Origin of the sequence: Stenotrophomonas sp. WZN-1 (genome assembly GCF_002192255.1) — a bacterium.
Classification (GTDB): domain Bacteria; phylum Pseudomonadota; class Gammaproteobacteria; order Xanthomonadales; family Xanthomonadaceae; genus Stenotrophomonas.
Genome location: NZ_CP021768.1, coordinates 981,664 through 999,598, shown reverse-complemented (window position 1 = coordinate 999,598; position 17,935 = coordinate 981,664). Strand labels below are relative to the sequence as shown.

At 65.5% G+C, this 17,935-nt stretch carries 16 protein-coding genes, 6 tRNA genes and 1 other RNA gene; 5 read left to right on the top strand and 18 right to left on the bottom strand.

Features of this window, described 5'->3' with window-relative positions:
- Positions 1–36 precede the first annotated feature (36 nt).
- Positions 37–354: a quaternary ammonium compound efflux SMR transporter SugE gene (gene sugE / locus CCR98_RS04645; RefSeq protein WP_087921681.1), complete on the bottom strand. Its 318-nt coding sequence runs from the start codon at positions 352–354 to the stop codon at positions 37–39.
- 300 nt (positions 355–654) lie between these two features.
- On the opposite strand from sugE, the gene ffs reads away from it, so the two are divergent.
- An RNA gene (gene ffs / locus CCR98_RS04640) (signal recognition particle sRNA small type) lies at positions 655–751 on the top strand.
- 225 nt (positions 752–976) lie between these two features.
- On the opposite strand, the gene CCR98_RS04630 is transcribed toward ffs, so the two are convergent.
- Entirely contained in the window at positions 977–1,744 is a 768-nt protein-coding gene (locus tag CCR98_RS04630; protein WP_087921679.1) for an MBL fold metallo-hydrolase, read from the bottom strand.
- Entirely contained in the window at positions 1,744–2,493 is a 750-nt protein-coding gene (locus CCR98_RS04625) for a 3-deoxy-D-manno-octulosonic acid kinase (protein ID WP_032958195.1), read from the bottom strand. Before CCR98_RS04625 ends, CCR98_RS04630 begins: the two co-directional genes overlap by 1 nt.
- 20 nt (positions 2,494–2,513) lie before the next feature.
- Here CCR98_RS04625 and CCR98_RS04620 point away from each other — a divergent pair, with 20 nt between their 5' ends.
- Entirely contained in the window at positions 2,514–3,560 is a 1,047-nt protein-coding gene (locus tag CCR98_RS04620) for a glycosyltransferase family 9 protein (RefSeq protein WP_087921678.1), read from the top strand.
- Between the two features lie 18 nt (positions 3,561–3,578).
- On the opposite strand, the gene CCR98_RS04615 is transcribed toward CCR98_RS04620, so the two are convergent.
- Positions 3,579–3,983 (bottom strand): DUF6165 family protein, encoded by a 405-nt coding sequence (locus CCR98_RS04615; RefSeq protein WP_046982834.1) that lies wholly within the window; start codon positions 3,981–3,983, stop codon positions 3,579–3,581.
- 276 nt (positions 3,984–4,259) lie between these two features.
- Positions 4,260–4,350, bottom strand: a tRNA-Ser gene (locus CCR98_RS04610).
- A 165-nt stretch (positions 4,351–4,515) separates the two neighbouring features.
- On the opposite strand from CCR98_RS04610, the gene CCR98_RS04605 reads away from it, so the two are divergent.
- Positions 4,516–5,220: a PP2C family serine/threonine-protein phosphatase gene (locus CCR98_RS04605; protein WP_014036153.1), complete on the top strand. Its 705-nt coding sequence runs from the start codon at positions 4,516–4,518 to the stop codon at positions 5,218–5,220.
- Positions 5,221–5,331: 111 nt separating this feature from the next.
- Here the strand turns inward: CCR98_RS04605 and dnaQ are convergent, their stop codons facing one another.
- The 3 genes from dnaQ to CCR98_RS04590 are packed head-to-tail and all read right to left on the bottom strand — an operon-like array spanning position 5,332 to position 7,177.
- Positions 5,332–6,063: a DNA polymerase III subunit epsilon gene (gene dnaQ, locus CCR98_RS04600; protein WP_087921677.1), complete on the bottom strand. Its 732-nt coding sequence runs from the start codon at positions 6,061–6,063 to the stop codon at positions 5,332–5,334.
- Positions 6,064–6,067: 4 nt separating this feature from the next.
- Complete coding sequence (gene rnhA / locus CCR98_RS04595) at positions 6,068–6,520, bottom strand: ribonuclease HI (protein ID WP_087921676.1); 453 nt, start codon at positions 6,518–6,520, stop codon at positions 6,068–6,070.
- Between the two features lie 12 nt (positions 6,521–6,532).
- On the bottom strand, positions 6,533–7,177 hold the full coding sequence (locus CCR98_RS04590; RefSeq protein ID WP_087921675.1) for a methyltransferase domain-containing protein: 645 nt from the start codon (positions 7,175–7,177) through the stop codon (positions 6,533–6,535).
- Between the two features lie 11 nt (positions 7,178–7,188).
- Between CCR98_RS04590 and gloB the strand changes: the two genes are divergently transcribed.
- Together gloB and CCR98_RS04580 are read left to right on the top strand one after the other, a co-directional pair.
- Positions 7,189–7,953, top strand: coding sequence for a hydroxyacylglutathione hydrolase (gene gloB, locus CCR98_RS04585; RefSeq protein ID WP_087921674.1), 765 nt, complete (start codon positions 7,189–7,191; stop codon positions 7,951–7,953).
- The gene (locus tag CCR98_RS04580; protein ID WP_087921673.1) at positions 7,950–9,152 is read left to right on the top strand and encodes a lytic transglycosylase domain-containing protein; all 1,203 of its coding nucleotides are present in this window, start codon (positions 7,950–7,952) and stop codon (positions 9,150–9,152) included. Before gloB ends, CCR98_RS04580 begins: the two co-directional genes overlap by 4 nt.
- A 154-nt stretch (positions 9,153–9,306) precedes the next feature.
- Here CCR98_RS04580 and CCR98_RS04575 read toward each other — a convergent pair.
- The 10 genes from CCR98_RS04575 to clpX all read right to left on the bottom strand — a co-directional run bounded on the left by CCR98_RS04575 (position 9,307) and on the right by clpX (position 17,860).
- A protein-coding gene (locus CCR98_RS04575) for an IS3 family transposase (RefSeq protein ID WP_232463083.1) occupies positions 9,307–10,541 on the bottom strand; the annotation gives its coding sequence in 2 pieces (ribosomal slippage) (positions 9,307–10,190 and positions 10,190–10,541; 1,236 coding nt in all).
- A gap of 110 nt (positions 10,542–10,651) precedes the next feature.
- Entirely contained in the window at positions 10,652–12,607 is a 1,956-nt protein-coding gene (locus CCR98_RS04570) for a peptidyl-prolyl cis-trans isomerase (RefSeq protein ID WP_087921672.1), read from the bottom strand.
- A 182-nt stretch (positions 12,608–12,789) separates the two neighbouring features.
- Positions 12,790–12,866 (bottom strand) — tRNA-Asp (locus CCR98_RS04565).
- 106 nt (positions 12,867–12,972) lie between these two features.
- A tRNA-Asp gene (locus tag CCR98_RS04560) sits at positions 12,973–13,049 on the bottom strand.
- A gap of 87 nt (positions 13,050–13,136) precedes the next feature.
- Positions 13,137–13,213, bottom strand: a tRNA-Asp gene (locus CCR98_RS04555).
- Between the two features lie 83 nt (positions 13,214–13,296).
- Positions 13,297–13,373, bottom strand: a tRNA-Asp gene (locus CCR98_RS04550).
- Positions 13,374–13,399: 26 nt separating this feature from the next.
- Positions 13,400–13,474, bottom strand: a tRNA-Val gene (locus CCR98_RS04545).
- 11 nt (positions 13,475–13,485) lie between these two features.
- Positions 13,486–13,758 carry an HU family DNA-binding protein gene (locus CCR98_RS04540; protein ID WP_004146343.1) on the bottom strand — a complete coding sequence of 91 codons (273 nt, stop codon included), beginning with the start codon at positions 13,756–13,758 and terminating at the stop codon, positions 13,486–13,488.
- 219 nt (positions 13,759–13,977) lie between these two features.
- Positions 13,978–16,428, bottom strand: a complete 2,451-nt coding sequence (lon, locus tag CCR98_RS04535) for an endopeptidase La (protein ID WP_014036146.1) — start codon at positions 16,426–16,428, stop codon at positions 13,978–13,980.
- Between the two features lie 142 nt (positions 16,429–16,570).
- Complete coding sequence (clpX, locus tag CCR98_RS04530) at positions 16,571–17,860, bottom strand: ATP-dependent Clp protease ATP-binding subunit ClpX (protein WP_004154600.1); 1,290 nt, start codon at positions 17,858–17,860, stop codon at positions 16,571–16,573.
- Between the last annotated feature and the right edge of the window lie 75 nt (positions 17,861–17,935).

The following is a 17,935-nucleotide window of genomic DNA, read 5'->3' as shown; positions in this document are numbered from 1 at the left end:
AGCGGGGATTCCCTTCCCCGCTATAAGTAAATGGATTCAGCTGCTCGAGAGTTTCATCAGCACCAGGCCGGAAACGATCAACACCGCCGCACCGATCCGCATCGGACTGACCTGCTCGCCGAGGAACACGATGCCGACCATGAACGCACCGACCGCGCCGATGCCGGTCCAGATCGTGTAGGCGGTGCCCAGCGGCAGGCTGCGCATGGCCACCGCCAGCAACCAGAAGCTGGCGATCATGCCGATGATGGTGACCACGGTGGGGGTGAGCCGGGTGAAGCCTTCGGACTGCTTCATGGACACGGCCCAGACGATTTCCAGCAGGCCGGCGAACAACAGATAGATCCAGGCCATGACGGCCCTCCTCTTGGTAGGGCCAGGCCGTCCTGGTCTTTGATTCCCGATGTGGGGGAGGCCGTTCCTCCTGGCCGGCATTCTAGCAACGGAGGCAGCCCCCGGCCGCCGCCGCCGGGAACGGGTTACAGCCGATTCAGTGCATGAAGCTGGCGTCGATGGACCTGCCTGGGCTAGAATGCGCGTCTGTCATCGGCCAGCCGATGTGCAGTCCGGCTGTGGTCTCCGGCGCGACGCGCGCTGCTTCCCCTGGTCCGTGAACTGGCCGCCCACTGGGCGGCCAACGTCTCTATGGTGGCCCCGTCGGCCCCTCGCGACGCTAGGTCGAAAACCCCGCCAGGGCCGGAAGGCAGCAACGGTATCGATCGACGCGGGCGCCGAGGTCAGCCGGCGGGGCCACCGCCTTTTCGGGCGATGCCCACGCTGGTGGATGCCACCCCTGGTTGGCGCTCTTCGCCGGGCATGCCCCGCGCTACCGTGCTTCGGGCGTGCCTTGGTGGAACACCATTTTGGCCATCGACGGGATGGCGGCTGCGATAGCGCACCTGCGGTGCATGCAGTGCACGCTCCAGCGCCTCCAGTTCGGCAGCCAGCGCCGCATCTGCGGGCTGGCCGGTACCACTTACGGCGGATCCTGGGCCAGCACGTGCGGCGCGGTCGGGCTCGCCAGCGGCACGCACTGCCCCGGCTGCGCCACGCGGTGCCCACGCGCGGCCAATGCCAGGCCATCGGCCGCGCTGGCGTAGTGGTACAGCATCATTCGCGCCTGCAGTTCGGCGCTGTACTCACGCTCCAGATCGTCCACGCCGGTATGCGACGGATTGCCGTGCAGGCCGCAGTCGTGAGCGATCAGTTCGTTGTCGTTGGCAAAGCGGGCCAGCATCTCCGGAATCGGCCGGGTATCGCCGCTCCAAGTCAGCGCGCCCTGCAGGCGCAGGCCATAGGCCGTCTCCGGCCAGTGGTGGCGCACCGGGAATACTTCCAGGCGCACGCCCTCGTGCCAGAACGCCTCACCGACCGCGATCAACTGGAAGGCATCCCAGAAGTTCGCACCGCCCTCGGCCAGCACGTTCGGGTAATCCCCGATGCGCTTGTGCAGCAGCGGCACCACCGTGGCGGGCACGTACAGGCGCACCTTGCCGCGCCGGTGCGCATTGAAGAAGGTATCCACGAACAGGCGCTCGAAGCCGGCCACGTGGTCCAGGTGCACATGGGTGACGAACAGCGCCGGCGGCATGTGCCCGTAGTGCGCCTTGAACGCGGTCAGGCCTTCACCACCACAATCGATGGTCAGCCACGGGCGTCCCTCCCGCTCGATCACCGACATCGGCGACCCCAGCTCGACCGCCGACGCATTGCCGACGCCGAGGAAACGCAACGACCAGTCCATCAGGTGCCCCGGTTCCAGGCCATGTCATAGGCGCGGCGCAGCCGCGCGTAGTCCTTCTGCACATCTTCCACGCTGCGCTCGCCGCGCAGCTTGATCAGTGAGCGCAGCAGGCGCTTGAGGTTGCGCTCGCGCCAGGCGGTCGCCGGGATGCGGATCACGCCGCGGTCGAAGTCGATCAGCCAGCCATGGCCACTGCCATCGAACAGGATGTTGTGTGCGTTGAGGTCGGCATGGTCCAGGCCGGCACGATGGAAACGGGCGATCAGGCGCCCGGTCTCCTCCCAGGGAGCCCCCCGGCCCGCCACCAGTGCGCGGTCGGCCAGCGAGCGCACGCCCTCGATCCGCTCCATCAGGATCGCCGCCCGGTAGCGCAGGCCCTCACGCATGTAGAACGCGGCGATCGGCCGTGGCACCGGCAGCTTTTTCTCGCGCAGGGCGCGCATGAGGCGGAATTCGGCGAAGCTGCGGGTCCGGTCCGAGCCGCGCCAGAGGTACTGGTCGTGGCTGATACGGGCCGCCATGCCGCCGCGCAGGTAGTGGCGCAGCACGCTGGCACCGAACGGCGCATCGACGAACCAGGCACTGCCGCGGCCACCCTCGCCCACCGGTCGGGCCCTGCTGCCCCAGTGCTGGGGCGAGAACAGGCCGATCTCGGCTTGCCGCAGCCGCTCGCGGTCGAACAGAATGGCCCCGATGCCGCGACCCTCGCGGCATGGCGTCAGCGCTTCATTGGCGTCGAATGCGACCATTTCATTGAGTCTAACAACACATGGCATCAGCGTCCTCCTCCTTGTGCCTCCTGCGCCTGTCCGCACTTGGCGATGTCACCCACGTGGTGCCCCTGGTGCGCACCCTGCAGGCTGCGCGCCCGGACACGCCGATCCACTGGATCATCGACAAGGCCGGTCACAAGCTGCTCGACGGCCTCCCCGGCGTCACCTTCCACGCCTACGACAAGAAGAGCGGCATGGCCGGGGTCAAGGAACTGCGCAGGCAGCTGCCGCCGGGGCGCTTCGAAGCGCTGCTGCAGATGCAGGTCGCGTTCCGCGCCAACCTGCTGTCGGCCTTCATTCCGGCCGAGCGCCGCATCGGCTACGACCGCAGCCGCTCGAAGGACCTGCACGGGCTTTTCATCAACGAGCGCATCCCCGACCGCCCTGGCATCCACGTGCTCGATGCCATCGGCAGCTTCTGCGAACCGCTGGGCCTGCGCCAGACCGAGGTCAGCTGGGATCTGGCCGTGCCGCAGTCCGCGTATGAGTGGGCCGCTGCACAGTGGCAGGACGACGGTCGCCCGGTGCTGATGATCTCGCCCTGTTCCAGCCACGTGCGCCGCAACTGGTATGCCGACCGCTACGCCGCCGTGGCCAACCACGCGGTCACGCGCGGCTGGCAGGTGGTGCTGTGCGGTGGCCGCAGCGAACTGGAGCGCAGCATGGCCGACGCCATCCAGGCACAGCTGCACACACCGGCGCTGGACCTGGTCGGCAAGGACACGCTCAAGCAGCTGCCTGCCCTGCTGGCCCGCGCCAACCTGGTGATGACACCGGACTCGGGCCCGATGCACATCGCCAACGCGATGGGCACCAAGGTGCTGGGCCTGCATGCGGCCAGCAATCCGAACCGCAGCGGCCCGTACTCGGACCGCCGCTACTGCGTGGACCGCTACGATGACGCTGCACGCAAGTACCTGGCCAAGCAGGCCGCCGATCTGAAGTGGGGTACCAAGATCGAGTTCGACGATGTGATGGAACTGATCACCGTCGAAGACGGTATCGCTGCCTTCGAACGCTACGTCGCCGACCACCTTGGGTGAGCGGCAGGCTGCTCGGGATTACGCGCGCTGCGCGTAATCCTGATAGGACTTCTCTTCCACGTACGCCGAACCCAGCGCCAGGTTGATCGCCTTCTTGATGCGCGCGCGTTCGTCGTTGCGCAGGTAGACGCTGCGCGCCAGGTCGATGAAGCCCTGGTCGAACGCCTGCGCCTTTTCCTTCAGCCGGATGTCGTCCTCGATGTCCCACAGCTGTTCGTTGACCGCCTTCAGCTCGGCACGCAGCTTGGCGATGTCCTTCACCGCCGCCGGGTGTGCCATCCAGGTCTGCTCCAGCGCGGACAGCTCCTTGCGCACATTGGCCAGCTTGCCCTCGTCGCTGATGCGCTCGGACTTGATCTGCAGGATCGAGATCTTGTCCAGCAGCTCGCCGAAAGAAACGGGGACGAGGATTTCAGCGGTCATGGGGAAAGCTCCAGCAGGTGATGCAGGCAGTTTAACCCGCAGCTTGCGATGGAATGGGTAGATCCACGCCATGCGTGGATGGTTCAGCTTGGCAGGAACAGCATCCACGCATGGCGTGGATCTACTGATGCACCTGCCCCGACAGCAGCGAGGAGAGGCCGGCAAAGGGAGGGGCCCACAGGTTGCGCAGCAACGTGTGGGGCGACGCGCAGAGCGCGGCGCGCGCCCAGCCAGATAAAGAAAAAAGCCGCCCATTGGGCGGCTTTTTTCTTTATCTGGCGGAGAGGGGGGGATTCGAACCCCCGAGGCGCTATAAACGCCTGCCTGATTTCGAGTCAGGTACATTCAACCACTCTGCCACCTCTCCGGGTGGTCCCCGGCGGACCGGGGACGCGCATCATACGAGGAAGTGAGGCCGACGACAAGTCATTCCGGTCAACGAAATGAAAATTTCCTGGGTGCATGCCTTGCCGGATGCCTGCAGCCCCCCGATGATGCCTGTCTCCCCAGCAATACCCCGCCCCCGCACACCATGATCGAATTCGGACACCTCACCCACCCCGGCCTGCGCCGCGAGCTCAACGAAGACACCTATTACGGTGACAGCGAGCTGGCCCTGTGGCTGGTGGCCGATGGCATGGGCGGCCACGCCTGCGGCGAGGTGGCCAGCGCGCTGGCGCGCGAGACCATCGTGCGCGAGATCCGCCGTGGCGCGCCGCTGGCCCAGGCCATCCGCACCGCCGACGAAGAGATCATCCGCGCCTCGCGGCGGCGCAACGACACCCTGCCGATGGGCACCACCGTGGTCGCCGCACGCGTGCAGGGCAATCGCTATGAAGTCGCATGGGTCGGCGACAGCCGCGCCTATCTGTGGCGTGACGGCCAGCTGGCGCAGCTCAGCCAGGACCACAGCGTGGTGCAGGAGCTGGTCGCGCAGGGCAACCTGACCGCCGAACAGGCACGCGCGCATCCGCATCGCAACGTGGTCACCCAGGCGCTGGGCGTAACCGATCCAGCACATCTGAACGTGGCCACCACCAGCGGTGAGCTGCGCCCGGGCATGCAGCTGCTGCTGTGCAGTGACGGCCTGACCGAGGAAGTGGACGACCGCGGCATCGCCCGCACGCTGGCTTTCGAAGACGCCAGCGCGCAGGAATGCGTCGACACGCTGGTCGCCGCGGCGCTCGACGGTGGTGGCCGCGACAACATCAGCGTGATCCTGGTGCGCTGCCATTAACCCGTAGATCCACGCCATGCGTGGATGCGGTCGTGCCGGCCGCTGGCCGGCTCATCGGGAAACCGCGTATCACGCAGATGCCGGCCAGCCACCGGCACTGCCCCCGAGGCATTACGCGCTGGCGGGTTCTTCCACCTTTGGGCCATCCCACAGTGCGTGGCCGGCCTTCTTGCGCAGACGCTCCAGCCGCGCGGTATGCGCTTCCAGCTCCGACGGCGTCGCCACCACGCGCGGGCGCGGCAGCAGCTTGCTGGTATCGAAGGCCTGCAGCGCCGCACCGGCGCCACCGCCATCGTCATCACCCAGGCCGAATCCGATCTCTTCCTGCCCCGAGGTCAGCGCGATATAGACGTCGCCCAGGATCTGCGCATCGAGCAGGCCGCCATGCAGCGCACGGTGCGAGTTGTCCACGCCCAGGCGCTTGCACAGTGCATCCAGCGAATTACGCTGGCCCGGGAAGCGCTCGCGCGCCATCACCAGGGTATCGATCACCGTGCAGCGGTCAGTGATCTTCCCGTACTGCGGGCCCAGCAACGACAGCTCGTTGTCGAGGAAGCCGAGGTCGAACGCCGCGTTGTGGATGATCAGCTCGGCGCCATCGATGAAGGCCAGGAACTCATCGGCAATCTGCGCGAAGTCCGGCTTGTCAGCCAGGAACTCCAGGGTCAGGCCGGTGACTTCCTGCGCGCCCTGTTCGAACTCGCAGTCCGGCTTGATGTACTGGTGGTAGTTGTTGCCGGTCGGGCGGCGCTTGAACAGCTCCACGCAGCCGATTTCAACGATGCGGTTGCCCTTCTTCCATTCCAGGCCGGTGGTTTCGGTATCGAGGATGATCTGACGCATGGGCTCAGTTTACCGGGCTAGAGTCGCGGATCTGGATGGCCGCGTTGCGCGCCAGCGTATCCACCCGTTCGTTGTCCGGGTCACCGGAGTGGCCCTTTACCCAGCGCCAGTCGATCTGGTGCCGCAGCGTCGCGGCATGCAGGCGCTCCCACAGCTCGCGGTTCTTCACCGGGTCGCCGCCGGCGGTCTTCCAGTTCTTGCGGATCCAGCCGGGCAGCCACTGGGTCAGGCCCTGCCGCACATACTGCGAATCGGTGTAGAGCACGATGTTGCACGGCTCAGTCAGCGTCTCCAGGCCGGAGATGGCCGCCATCAGCTCCATCCGGTTGTTGGTGGTGTGCGCTTCGCCGCCGCTCAGTTCACGCTCGTGGCCCTTGTAGCGCAGCAGTGCAGCCCAGCCGCCTGGGCCGGGATTGCCAAGGCAGGAACCGTCGGTGTGGATTTCGATGGTTTTCAATACAACTCCAGATCAGGTAGCAACGGTGCCGTGCCAACGCACCGGCAACGGTTTCGGCCCCGGCAGGGCCAGCGTGCGCTTTTCAGCATGGAACAGGCAGGCCGCGCGCAGCGGCGCCCAACCGCCCGGGCGACGGCTGCCGGTGCCGCGCCAGAGCGGGCCGAGGTAACGCATGTCGTCGCACTCCAGCCCGTGGCGGCCGAGCAGCAGGCGGATCCGCTGCGGCGTGCGCACCACCAGGCCATGCTGGCGCCAGTGCGTGCGGTAGGGGCTGAACGGGTTGAGGCTGCTCAGCCACAGGTGGCCGCCGGGCATCAGCACGCGCTCGCACTCGTCCAGCAGCTGGTCGGCATCGCCCGTGGTGACGTGCTGCAGCACGACCGCGTTGACGCTCTCGTTGGCCAGCGGCAGCGGCAGCGCGCAGCGGGTATCGCCGGCATAGCCCTGTCCCTGGCGGAACAGGCGCAGGCCGCGCCCGCCCAGCTGCGCATCGTCCAGCCAGGCCGCACTTGGTGCGATCCACAGCCAGGGCTGCGTCGGCAGCACCGACAGCTGCGGCAGCAGCAACTGCCGCTCCAGCACGCGCAAGGAGTCCGCCGGTTCACTGTCGAACCACGGGGTCTGGCTCGCTTGACGGGTGCTCTGCAGCGCGGGCATGGTCCAATTCTATGCGACTGACTGCCCTGCCCGCATTTGCGGACAACTACATCTGGACGTTGATCGACGACGCTGGCGCCGCCGTGGTCGTCGATCCCGGCGATGCCGCGCCGGTGCTTGCGCTGGCCGATCAGGGCCTGCGCGTGGACACGATCCTGCTCACCCATCACCACGATGACCACGTCGGTGGCGTGCCTGCGCTGCAGGCACGTTTTCCCGGCGTACGGGTGATCGCGCCCGTCGAGGAGCGCATCCCCACGGCAACCGAGCGGGTCGTCGAAGGTGAACGCGTTCAGGCACTGGGCCGGACGTTCCACGTACTATCCGTGCCCGGGCATACCCGCAGCCACATCGCGTTTCACACTGCTGAACACCTTTTCAGCGGAGATTCGTTGTTCAGCCTGGGCTGTGGACGCCTGTTCGAAGGTACGCCGTCCCAGCTTCTGGCATCGATGCGCAAGCTGGGTACCTTGCCCGCGCAACTGCTGCTTTGTTGCGCCCACGAGTACACCGTGTCAAATGCCGTCTTCGCGCGGCATGTCGACCCCGCCAACGCTGCCCTGTGGCAGCGCCAAGAGGAGGCTTTGGCCATGCGCCGCGATGACCGTTCCACCCTGCCGGTAACCCTGGCCAACGAATTCGACTGCAATCCGTTCCTGCGTGTACACACTGCGCCGATCCGCGCGGCAGTGTCGGCGCACCTGGGCCGCGACGTCGTTGACGACGTCGACGTCATGGCCGGCCTCCGGCACTGGAAAGACGGCTTCCGCGCATGATGCGCCGAAGTCTGCCGCTGGCCCTGGGCCTGGTCCTGGGGCTGGCCGGAACCGCCGGTGCCCAGTCGCTGGGCGCCGGCATCAGCCAGAACCTGACCGCCGCCGCAGCCCTGCCGCTGGATCCGGCCGCGTTGCCGGCCGCGTCGGTCCGCAATGGCCAGGAGATCTTCTCCAGCTTCCGCGACGGCCTGGCCGAGCCCGCCTGCAACGCCGACGCCACCAGCCCGCGCTGGCAGAAGCAGTTCGCCCATGCCCCGTCGCGTCTGGCCAACCAGGATGACGATGCGCTGGTGCTGTTCGGCTACGTGGTCGAAGAGCTGCGCAAGGCCAACCTGCCTACCGAATTCGCACTGATTCCGTTCGTGGAAAGCGGCTATCGGCCCAATGCCCGCAACGGCAGCGGCCCGACCGGCCTGTGGCAGTTCATCGCCACCACCGCGCGCAACCACCGTGTGCCCATGGCCAACGGCTACGACGGCCGCCTGTCGGCGGTCGATTCGACCCAGGCCGCAGTGCGCTACCTGAAGACCCTGCACGGCATGTTCGGCGGCGACTGGCGCCTGGCCACCATGGCCTACAACGCCGGCGAGTACCGCGTGCTGCAGTCGCTGCGCAAGGCCGGCATGAACGCGCAGAACGCCAAGCCGTCGGCCCTGCCCGGCCTGTCGCCGGTCACCTATGCCTACGTCGAGAAGCTGCATGCCCTGGCCTGCGTGCTGGAAGACGTGGAAGACCAGCCCGGCGTGATGGCCTCGCTGGACCGCACCGTGCCGGTGCTGAAGGACCACACCCTGCCGGCTGGCACCAGCGTCCAGCAGTGGGCCGCACAGCGCGCCCTGGACCCGGCCAGGATCGCCCGCCTGAACCCCGCCCTGGCGGGCGGCGGCCGCGCCTCGTCGGGCACCACCCGCGTGCTCGCGCCGGTGTCGGCCGCCAATGCGACAGTCGCGGAAGCGGCCACCGCGCTGGTGGCCAGCGCCGCACCGGCTGCCACCGCCACGCCAACGCCGCAGGTCGCCAAGACCGTCGCCGCGATTGCCGATCGTCCGCGCAGCCGCCGCCACACCGTGCGTGACGGCGAGTCGGCCTGGACCATTGCCCGCCGCTACGGCATGCCGGTCAAGGCCCTGCTGTCGCTGAACGGCCTGAGCGGCAGCAGCGTGCTGAAGCCGGGCGCGGTACTGCGCGTCGAGGACTGACGCGCCAGCCAGGCCCTCCCTGTAGAGCCGAGCCCATGCTCGGCTTTTTCATGCCTGCGCCCAGCAGACGCCGTCGAGCATGACTCGACGCTACGCATCGGCAGTGACCCGTCCTGCCATAGGTTGACACCTGTGGCGGATGGACTGACCGCCGTCAGGCGGCCAAAGACGCTCGATGCACCGCATTGGGCGTCTGCATTTTAAGGGACAGATGTGGCCGCTCGGCGTTATAGATCTCTACCGACTCGGCCACCATCTGGCGTGCCTGCGCGAGGTCTCGAGGCCGATACAGCAGGAATTCGCCTTTCAAGATCCCATTTACCCGCTCTGCGAGAGCGTTCTGGTAGCAGTCGTAGCCATCGGTCATCGAGCAGGTCACGCCGTGCTTGGCGTGGATCTTCTGGTAGTAGTCCGAGCAATATTGGATGCCTCGGTCGGAGTGGTGGACCAGCCGTTGGCGCGTTTTTCGCCCCTTCAACGCCATTTGCAGGGCTTGGGCGACCTGCTCTGTCTGCAACGTGTCATGCACGCTCCAGCCTACGATCTTGCGTGAGCACGCATCTGTAATCAGGCTCAGATACACGAATTTCCCTTGCGTCGGCAGGTAGGTGATGTCGGCTACCCAGACTTGTTCGCTGCCAGTGGGCACCACGCGCCCCTCGCCAGCCTTGAGCAGGTTGGGGTGACGCCGGAAGCGGTGATGGCTGTCGGTTGTCTTGTGATACGCCCGCCGCATCGGAACCAGGAGCCGGGCATCACGAAGGACTCCAAACAGGCGGTCCCGTCCCATCGCTATCCCCGATGCCTGCAGTGCCGGCCTGATCAGACCATGGAGCTTGCGAGTGCCGATGCGGGGCTGTCGCGCCCGATAGCCACGCACCAAAGCGATCGCCCGTGCGCCCTGGACCAGCTGCCGTTGCTGGCGATGGCCGGCTTGGTAGTACGCCTGTCGACTAATGCCGAAATGTCGGCAAGCCCTCGCAACGCTTAGGCCTTGGAGGCGCCCTTGCGTGAGGACTTGCCGGAAGGCTTTTTTACGATGCGTACCCCGTAGTCCTCTTTGAGAACATCGACGATGGCTTCGAAAAGCTGCGCTTTCTCGTTGGCTTCCCGCAGTTGCACCTGCAAGGCCTTGATCTGTTGTTCCGGCGTCAGCGGCTTGGCCGCCCCGCTTTTGGGTGACGTGGTCATGGGGGCAGATGATGCACCACCCGACCAGTCCTGCCGACCATGTCGGCGAAGCCACTTCAGCACGGTACTGCTGCCTTGGATGCCGTACCGATCCTGGGCCTGACGATAGGTCAGCTCCCCACGCTCGATCTGGTCGACCACCGCCAATTTGAAGGCCAGTGAGTAATCCCGCTGGCTGCGCCTGAGTGTTGAATTCATTGAACATTCCTCTTCCTGTGGGAAAAGGTGTCAACTCAATTCAGGACGGGTCACAGGCATAAAAAAGGCCCGGCATTGCCGGGCCTTTTCGTACCTGCTGCCGGTGGGCCTTACAGGTTCGCTTCGGTGGTCTGGACCACGAACTTCTTGCGCATCGCCTCGATGTAGGCCTTGGCCGCGGCCATGCCGTCGATCTGGCTCAGCTGTTCCTTCAGCTGCTTCTGCTGCTCGGCGGTCACTTCCTTGATGTCGCCCGGATTGACCTTGTTCACCGCGAACAGCAGCGCGTGGCCATTGACGTCCACCTTGCCATAGCTCGGCTTGCCTTCGCCCGGCACCGGCGCACTGAAGATCGCGCGGTTGATTTCCGGGGTCGGCACTGGCTGGCTGCGCGGCAGGCCCGGCATCGGGCTCAGCTGCAGCTTCTCGCTGGCAGCCAGCGACTGCAGAGTAGCGCCCGCCTTCAGCTTGGCCAGGATGGCATCGGCGGCCTTGTCGCTGGCCTGGCGCTGGCGGTCGGCGCGGATCGCGGCGATCACCTGCTCACGTGCCTTGTCCAGCGGCAGCGCCTGTTCCGGGGTGTGCGCAGCCACGCGGATGACCACGCTGTGGTTGGTCGCGCCACCCAGGGCGATCGGGTCGCTGGCGGTACCGTCCTGCACCAGCACGTCGGAGAAGGCAGCACGCAGCACGGCCGGGTCAGCGGCGATGCCGCTGGCGGTCGCGCGGGTGATCGGGCCCAGCGTCTGCAGCGGCAGGTTCACTTCCTTGGCCGCAGCTGCCAGGTCGCTCGGGCTCTTGTTGATGGCATCGACCAGGTGACCGGCCAGCTCGTTGAAGCCGCGCTCGCCGTCGGCCTTCAGCTGCTCGGCGGCCAGCGTGTCACGCACTTCCTCGAACGACTTGCCCTGGCCACCGCGCACAGCGGCCACCTTGATGATGTGGTAACCGAACTCGGTCTTCACCGGGCCGATCACGTCACCGGCCTTGGCCGCAAACAGCGCGTCCTCGAACGGCTTCACCATCGCACCGCGCTCGACCCAGCCCAGGTCACCGCCCTGGTCCTTGGAGCCCGGATCTTCCGAATTGGCCTTGGCCAGCGCGCCGAAATCGGCACCGGCAGCCTTGGCTTCGGCAGCGATCTTGTTCGCCTTGGCTTCGGCGCCGTCACCGGTGATCAGGATGTGCGAGGCCTGGCGCTGCTCCGGCGAGGTGAACTTCGCCTTCTCGTCTTCATAGCGCTTGCGCAGGGTGGCTTCATCGGCCGCGGTCGGTGCCGGCAGGTTCGCGCCATTGATCTCGACGTATTCCAGCGACACGCTCTCGGCCTGGCGGAAATCCTTGCCATGGCTGTCGTACCACTTCTTGATCTGCTCATCGGTAACCGGCGCGGTATCAGCCGGCACGGGCGGCAACGCGGCCAGCTCGACGTCGCGGGTTTCGCCCAGCAGCTTCAACAGGCGCTCGGTCTCGGCCTGGGTGACGAAGCCCGAGCTCTGCAGGCCCGACGGGATCACCGACTGCTGCAGGCTCTCACGCACCAGTTCCTGGAACTGGGTCGGCGTACGCGGCGGGTTGCTGCCGGCCAGCGCCAGGCGATAGTTGTTCTCGTTGAACTTGCCGTTCGAATCGAGGAACGCCGGCATGGTCGCGATGTACTCGCGCACCGCACCGTCGCCGATCACCACGCCCGCCTGCTCACCGACCAGGCGCACGACCTGCTCGTCGATCAGCTGGTCGAGCACAGCCATCTTGTTCTCGGTGCTCTCGAACGCGCGCGGGTCGAAATTGTCGCCCTGCTGCTGGCGCTCACGCATGCGCTCCTGCTCGAAACGCGTGCGGAAATCCTGCGAACTGATCTCATGGTGCTGCCACAGCATGCGCACCGGCCACCACGACGGTGCCGAACGCCACCAGGTCGGCGGCGCGGAAACCTTGGCCACGTTCTGTGCGCCAACGCCACCGAGGTAGCTGTTGTCGATCACGAACAGGAACGGAATCATCAGCAGCCCCAGGATCACGGTGACGATCCAGCCTGAGGTCTTGTCGCGGAGTTTCTGCAGCATGGTGAGGAATCACAAGGCCTGATTGGCGAGCCCGGCAGTGTAACCCGCTTCGCCGCAGGGACCAAAAGCAGCACCGGCGTGGCCTGCGCCCACTCCGCCGGCGATGCACCACCCACGGCATCGGCAACGTTCGGCGCGCCACAAAGAAAAAGCCCCCGGCTTGCGCCGAGGGCTTTTGAAGTTGGCGGAGCGGACGGGACTCGAACCCGCGACCTCCGGCGTGACAGGCCAGCATTCTAACCAGCTGAACTACCGCTCCGCGCTGAAACTTTGCAGGCGCCCAGTATATCCGAAGACTTCCTGGAAACCCAGCCCGATGAACACTTTTTTCAAAGTTTTTTCACAGGGACTTAAGAATTCTGCAATGGCGGAGCGGACGGGACTCGAACCCGCGACCTCCGGCGTGACAGGCCAGCATTCTAACCAGCTGAACTACCGCTCCGTTCTTGCAAAAACCTTTTCGTCTTCCTCCCGAACCTGTCGGTGAGAAGACAAGGCCCCCAGCTTTGGGCCGGGGGCCTCGATGTAATGGCGGAGCGGACGGGACTCGAACCCGCGACCTCCGGCGTGACAGGCCAGCATTCTAACCAGCTGAACTACCGCTCCGCGTTGTTACCTTTTTTGCTTTCAGCCGGCCTGGACCGGGGAGAAAACAAAGCCTCCAGCTTTTGGCCGGAGGCCTCGTTGAATGGCGGAGCGGACGGGACTCGAACCCGCGACCTCCGGCGTGACAGGCCAGCATTCTAACCAGCTGAACTACCGCTCCACACTCAAACTTTTACCGCGGTGCTGTGGTGGGTGCTGAGGGTTTCGAACCCCCGACCCTCTCCGTGTAAAGGAGACGCTCTACCGCTGAGCTAAGCACCCCAGCGAGCCGCTTAGTTTACAGCATCCTTCAGGGCCTTACCAGCCTTGAACGACGGATTCTTCGAAGCAGCGATCTTGATGGTGTCGCCGGTCTTCGGGTTGCGGCCGGTGCGGGCAGCACGGTCGCGGACCTGGAAGGTACCGAAGCCAACCAGGGTGACCGCATCGCCGTCCTTCAGCGCCTTGGTGACGGCAGCAACGACGGCATCGACAGCGCGGCTGGACTCGGCCTTGGTCAGGTCTGCAGCTTCAGCAACGGCATCGATCAATTCGGTCTTGTTCATTCTCTACAACTCCTTTGGCGGTGGGTTCCGCTTATTCGACAGGGAAGCAACCGCACGCGCTCTGCATGCGGCCGCCATGTGGAAACGGTTCGCCGAATTCAGCGATCGCCAGACTGCGATCACTCATTCGCGAGTGCTGCTTTTATACCAGTGGCCCTACCCCCACGCAAGCTGGAAAGCCAGCAACGACGCGGGTTTCGGGCCATTGGACAGCGCGCGTCAATGCTTGACGCGCGCGTTTCCACTCGGTTTGGCCTTGCTGCGCACCGTGACACGCTGCGCACTCTTGCGCGCCTTCTTCGGTGCCAACGGACGCTCCAGCGCCAGGTCCAGGACTTCTTCGATGTACTTCACCGGCACGATCTCCAGATCGCGGGTAACGTTGGCCGGGATGTCGGCAAGGTCCTTGCGGTTCTCTTCCGGGATGATGACCGTGCGGATGCCGCCACGCAGTGCAGCCAGCAGTTTCTCCTTCAGGCCACCGATGGCGGTGACCCGACCACGCAGGGTGATCTCGCCGGTCATCGCCACATCGGCGCGCACCGGCACCTTGGTCAGCATCGACACCAGCGAGGTGACCATCGCCGCACCGGCACTCGGGCCGTCCTTCGGCGTGGCGCCATCGGGCACGTGCAGGTGCACGTCGTGCTTCTGCAGGAAGTCGCTGTCGATGCCGAAGCCGACCGCGCGCGAACGCACCACCGACAGCGCCGCCGAGGCCGATTCCTTCATCACGTTGCCGAGCTGGCCGGTCAGGATCAGCTGGCCCTTGCCCGGCACCAGCGTCGATTCGATCTGCAGCAGATCGCCACCGACTTCGGTCCAGGCCAGGCCAGTGACCAGGCCGATCTCGTTCTCTTCCTCGGCACGGCCGAAGTCGAAGCGACGCACACCCAGGTACTTGTCCAGGTTCTTGCTGGACACGCTCACCAGCGCCTTGGACTTCTTCGCGCCCTTCTTCGCCTTCACCGGCTGCGGGCCGGCCAGCGCGATCTCCTTCACCACCTTGCGGCAGATCTTGGCGATCTCGCGCTCCAGGTTGCGCACGCCCGATTCACGCGTGTAGTAGCGCACGATGTCCTGGATCGCATCACTGCCGATCTCCAGCTCTTCCGGCTGCAGGCCGTTGGCCTTGATCTGCTTCGGCACCAGGTAGCGGGTGGCGATGTTGAGCTTCTCGTCCTCGGTGTAGCCCGGGATGCGGATCACTTCCATGCGGTCCAGCAGCGGGCCCGGAATGTTGAGCGAGTTCGAGGTGGCCACGAACATCACTTCGGACAGGTCCAGGTCCACTTCCAGGTAGTGGTCGTTGAACGCGTTGTTCTGCTCCGGATCGAGCACTTCCAGCAGCGCCGACGACGGATCGCCACGGAAGTCCATCGACATCTTGTCGATCTCATCGAGCACGAACAGCGGGTTCTTGCTGCCGACCTTGTTGAGGTTCTGCACGATACGGCCCGGCATCGAACCGACGTAGGTACGACGGTGGCCACGGATCTCGGCCTCGTCGCGCACGCCGCCCAGCGACATGCGCACGAACTTGCGGTTGGTGGCCTTGGCGATGGACTGGCCGAGCGAGGTCTTGCCCACGCCCGGAGGACCGACCAGGCACAGGATCGGGCCCTTCATCTGCTTCACGCGCGACTGCACCGCCAGGTATTCAAGGATGCGCTCCTTGACCTTCTCCAGGCCGTAGTGGTCGGCATCGAGGGTGTCCTGCGCGGCCTTCAGGTCCTTGCGCACCTTGCTGCGCTTCTTCCACGGCACGCCCAGCAACCACTCCAGATAGTTGCGCACGACAGCGGCCTCGGCCGACATCGGCGACATCTGCTTGAGCTTATTCAGTTCGTTGCGCGCCTTGGCTTCAACGGCCTTCGGCATGCCGGCTTCGGCGATCTTGCGGGCCAGTTCTTCCAGCTCGCCCGGCGCGTCGTCCAGGTCACCCAGTTCCTTCTGGATGGCCTTCATCTGTTCGTTGAGGTAGTACTCGCGCTGGCTCTTCTCCATCTGCGACTTCACGCGGCCGCGGATGCGCTTCTCCATCTGCTGCACGTCGATCTCGCCGTCGACCAGGCCGACCAGCATCTCCAGGCGGTCACCGACGGCCAGCGTTTCCAGCAGGCGCTGCTTGTCGGCCAGGCGCACGCTGATGTGCGCGGCGATGGTGTCAGCCAGGCGCGCCGGCTCATCAATGCCCGACAGCGTCTGCAGCAGTTCCGGCGGCAGCTTGCGGTTGGTCTTCACGTACTGCTCGAACAGCGACATCAGCGAGCGGGCGATCGCCTCGACCTCGCGCGCTTCGCGCTCGTCGCTGGCGTCGATCTCCACGGCCTGGCCGTGCAGCGAGCCGTTGCGCTCGTCGACGTGGGTGACCTGCACGCGCGACAGGCCTTCGACCAGCACCTTGATGGTGCCGTCGGGCAGCTTCAGCAGCTGCAGCACCTGCGCCAGCGTACCGACCTGGTAAAGGTCGGCCGCATGCGGGTCGTCGGTCTCGGCCGACTTCTGCGCCAGCAGCAGGATGCGCTTGTCCGCTTCCATTGCCTGTTCGAGCGCGTGCATGGACTTGTCACGGCCGACGAACAGCGGGATGACCATGTGCGGGAACACCACTACGTCGCGCAGCGGCAGGACCGGCAGGTCGAGGGTTTCACTTGGGGAACGGGCCATGGGGGCTCCAGGGAAGGGGAAAACCGCCTCCGGGAGGGCATCTTCCGGAGACAAAAAAAGCCGATGGCCCCGTTATGGGGCCATCGGCTTTCAGATGCAAGGCATTCCTTGAAAATCCTTTCCAATCAACAACCTGGAAGGATCACTCGGCGCCTGCGGCCTTCTGTTCAGGGGCCGCCGGGGTCTGGTAGATCAGGTACGGCTCGGACTTGTGCTCGATCACCGATTCGTCCACCACCACCTTGCTGACGTTTTCCTGCGACGGCAGGTCGTACATGGTGTCCAACAGGACCGATTCGACGATGGTGCGCAGGCCACGGGCACCGGTCTTGCGCTTGAGCGCCTTGCGGGCGATGGCCGACAACGCGTCCGGGCGGAACTCCAGCTCGACGTTCTCCATCTCGAACAGCTTCTTGAACTGCTTGGTGATGGCGTTCTTCGGCTCGGTCAGGATCTTGATCAGGGCCGGCTCGTCCAGCTCCTCCAGGGTCGCCACCACCGGCAGGCGGCCGACGAACTCGGGAATCAGGCCGAACTTGATCAGGTCTTCCGGCTCGACTTCGGCCAGCACCTTGCCCACTTCCTGCTTGCGCTCGCTGCTCTTCACCTTGGCGCCGAAGCCGATGCTGCCGACGTCGGTGGAACGGGCCTGGATCACCTTGTCCAGCCCGGCGAACGCGCCGCCGCAGATGAACAGGATGTTTTTGGTGTCCACCTGCAGGAATTCCTGCTGCGGATGCTTGCGGCCGCCCTGCGGCGGAACGCTGGCCACGGTGCCTTCGATCAGCTTCAGCAGGGCCTGCTGCACGCCTTCGCCGGACACATCGCGGGTGATCGACGGGTTCTCGCTCTTGCGCGAGATCTTGTCGATTTCATCGATGTAGACGATGCCCTGCTGCGCCTTCTCGACGTCGTAGTCGCACTTCTGCAGCAGCTTCTGGATGATGTTCTCCACGTCCTCGCCCACGTAACCGGCTTCGGTCAGCGTGGTGGCGTCAGCCATGGTGAACGGCACGTTGAGCAGGCGGGCCAGGGTCTCGGCCAGCAGCGTCTTGCCCGAACCGGTCGGGCCGACCAGCAGGATGTTCGACTTCGCCAGTTCGACGTCATCGTTCTTCTGCCGGCTCTCGATGCGCTTGTAGTGGTTGTACACGGCCACGGCCAGGGTGCGCTTGGCACGGTTCTGGCCGATCACGTACTGGTCCAGGACCTCGAGGATCTCGCGCGGCTTGGGCAGCGAACTGCGCGCCGACTGCGCCTTTTCCTCCAGCTCCTCACGGATGATGTCGTTGCACAGCTCCACGCATTCATCGCAGATGAATACGCTCGGACCCGCAATCAGCTTGCGCACTTCATGCTGGCTCTTGCCGCAGAAAGAGCAGTAGAGGATCTTGCCGGTGTCCGTGGAACGACCTTGGCGGTCTTCGCTCATGCTTCGCTTACCCAGTTACCCCACCCGCTGAACGGGGGTTCGATTCGAGAATAGCACAGGGCCGAGGGGACGCCA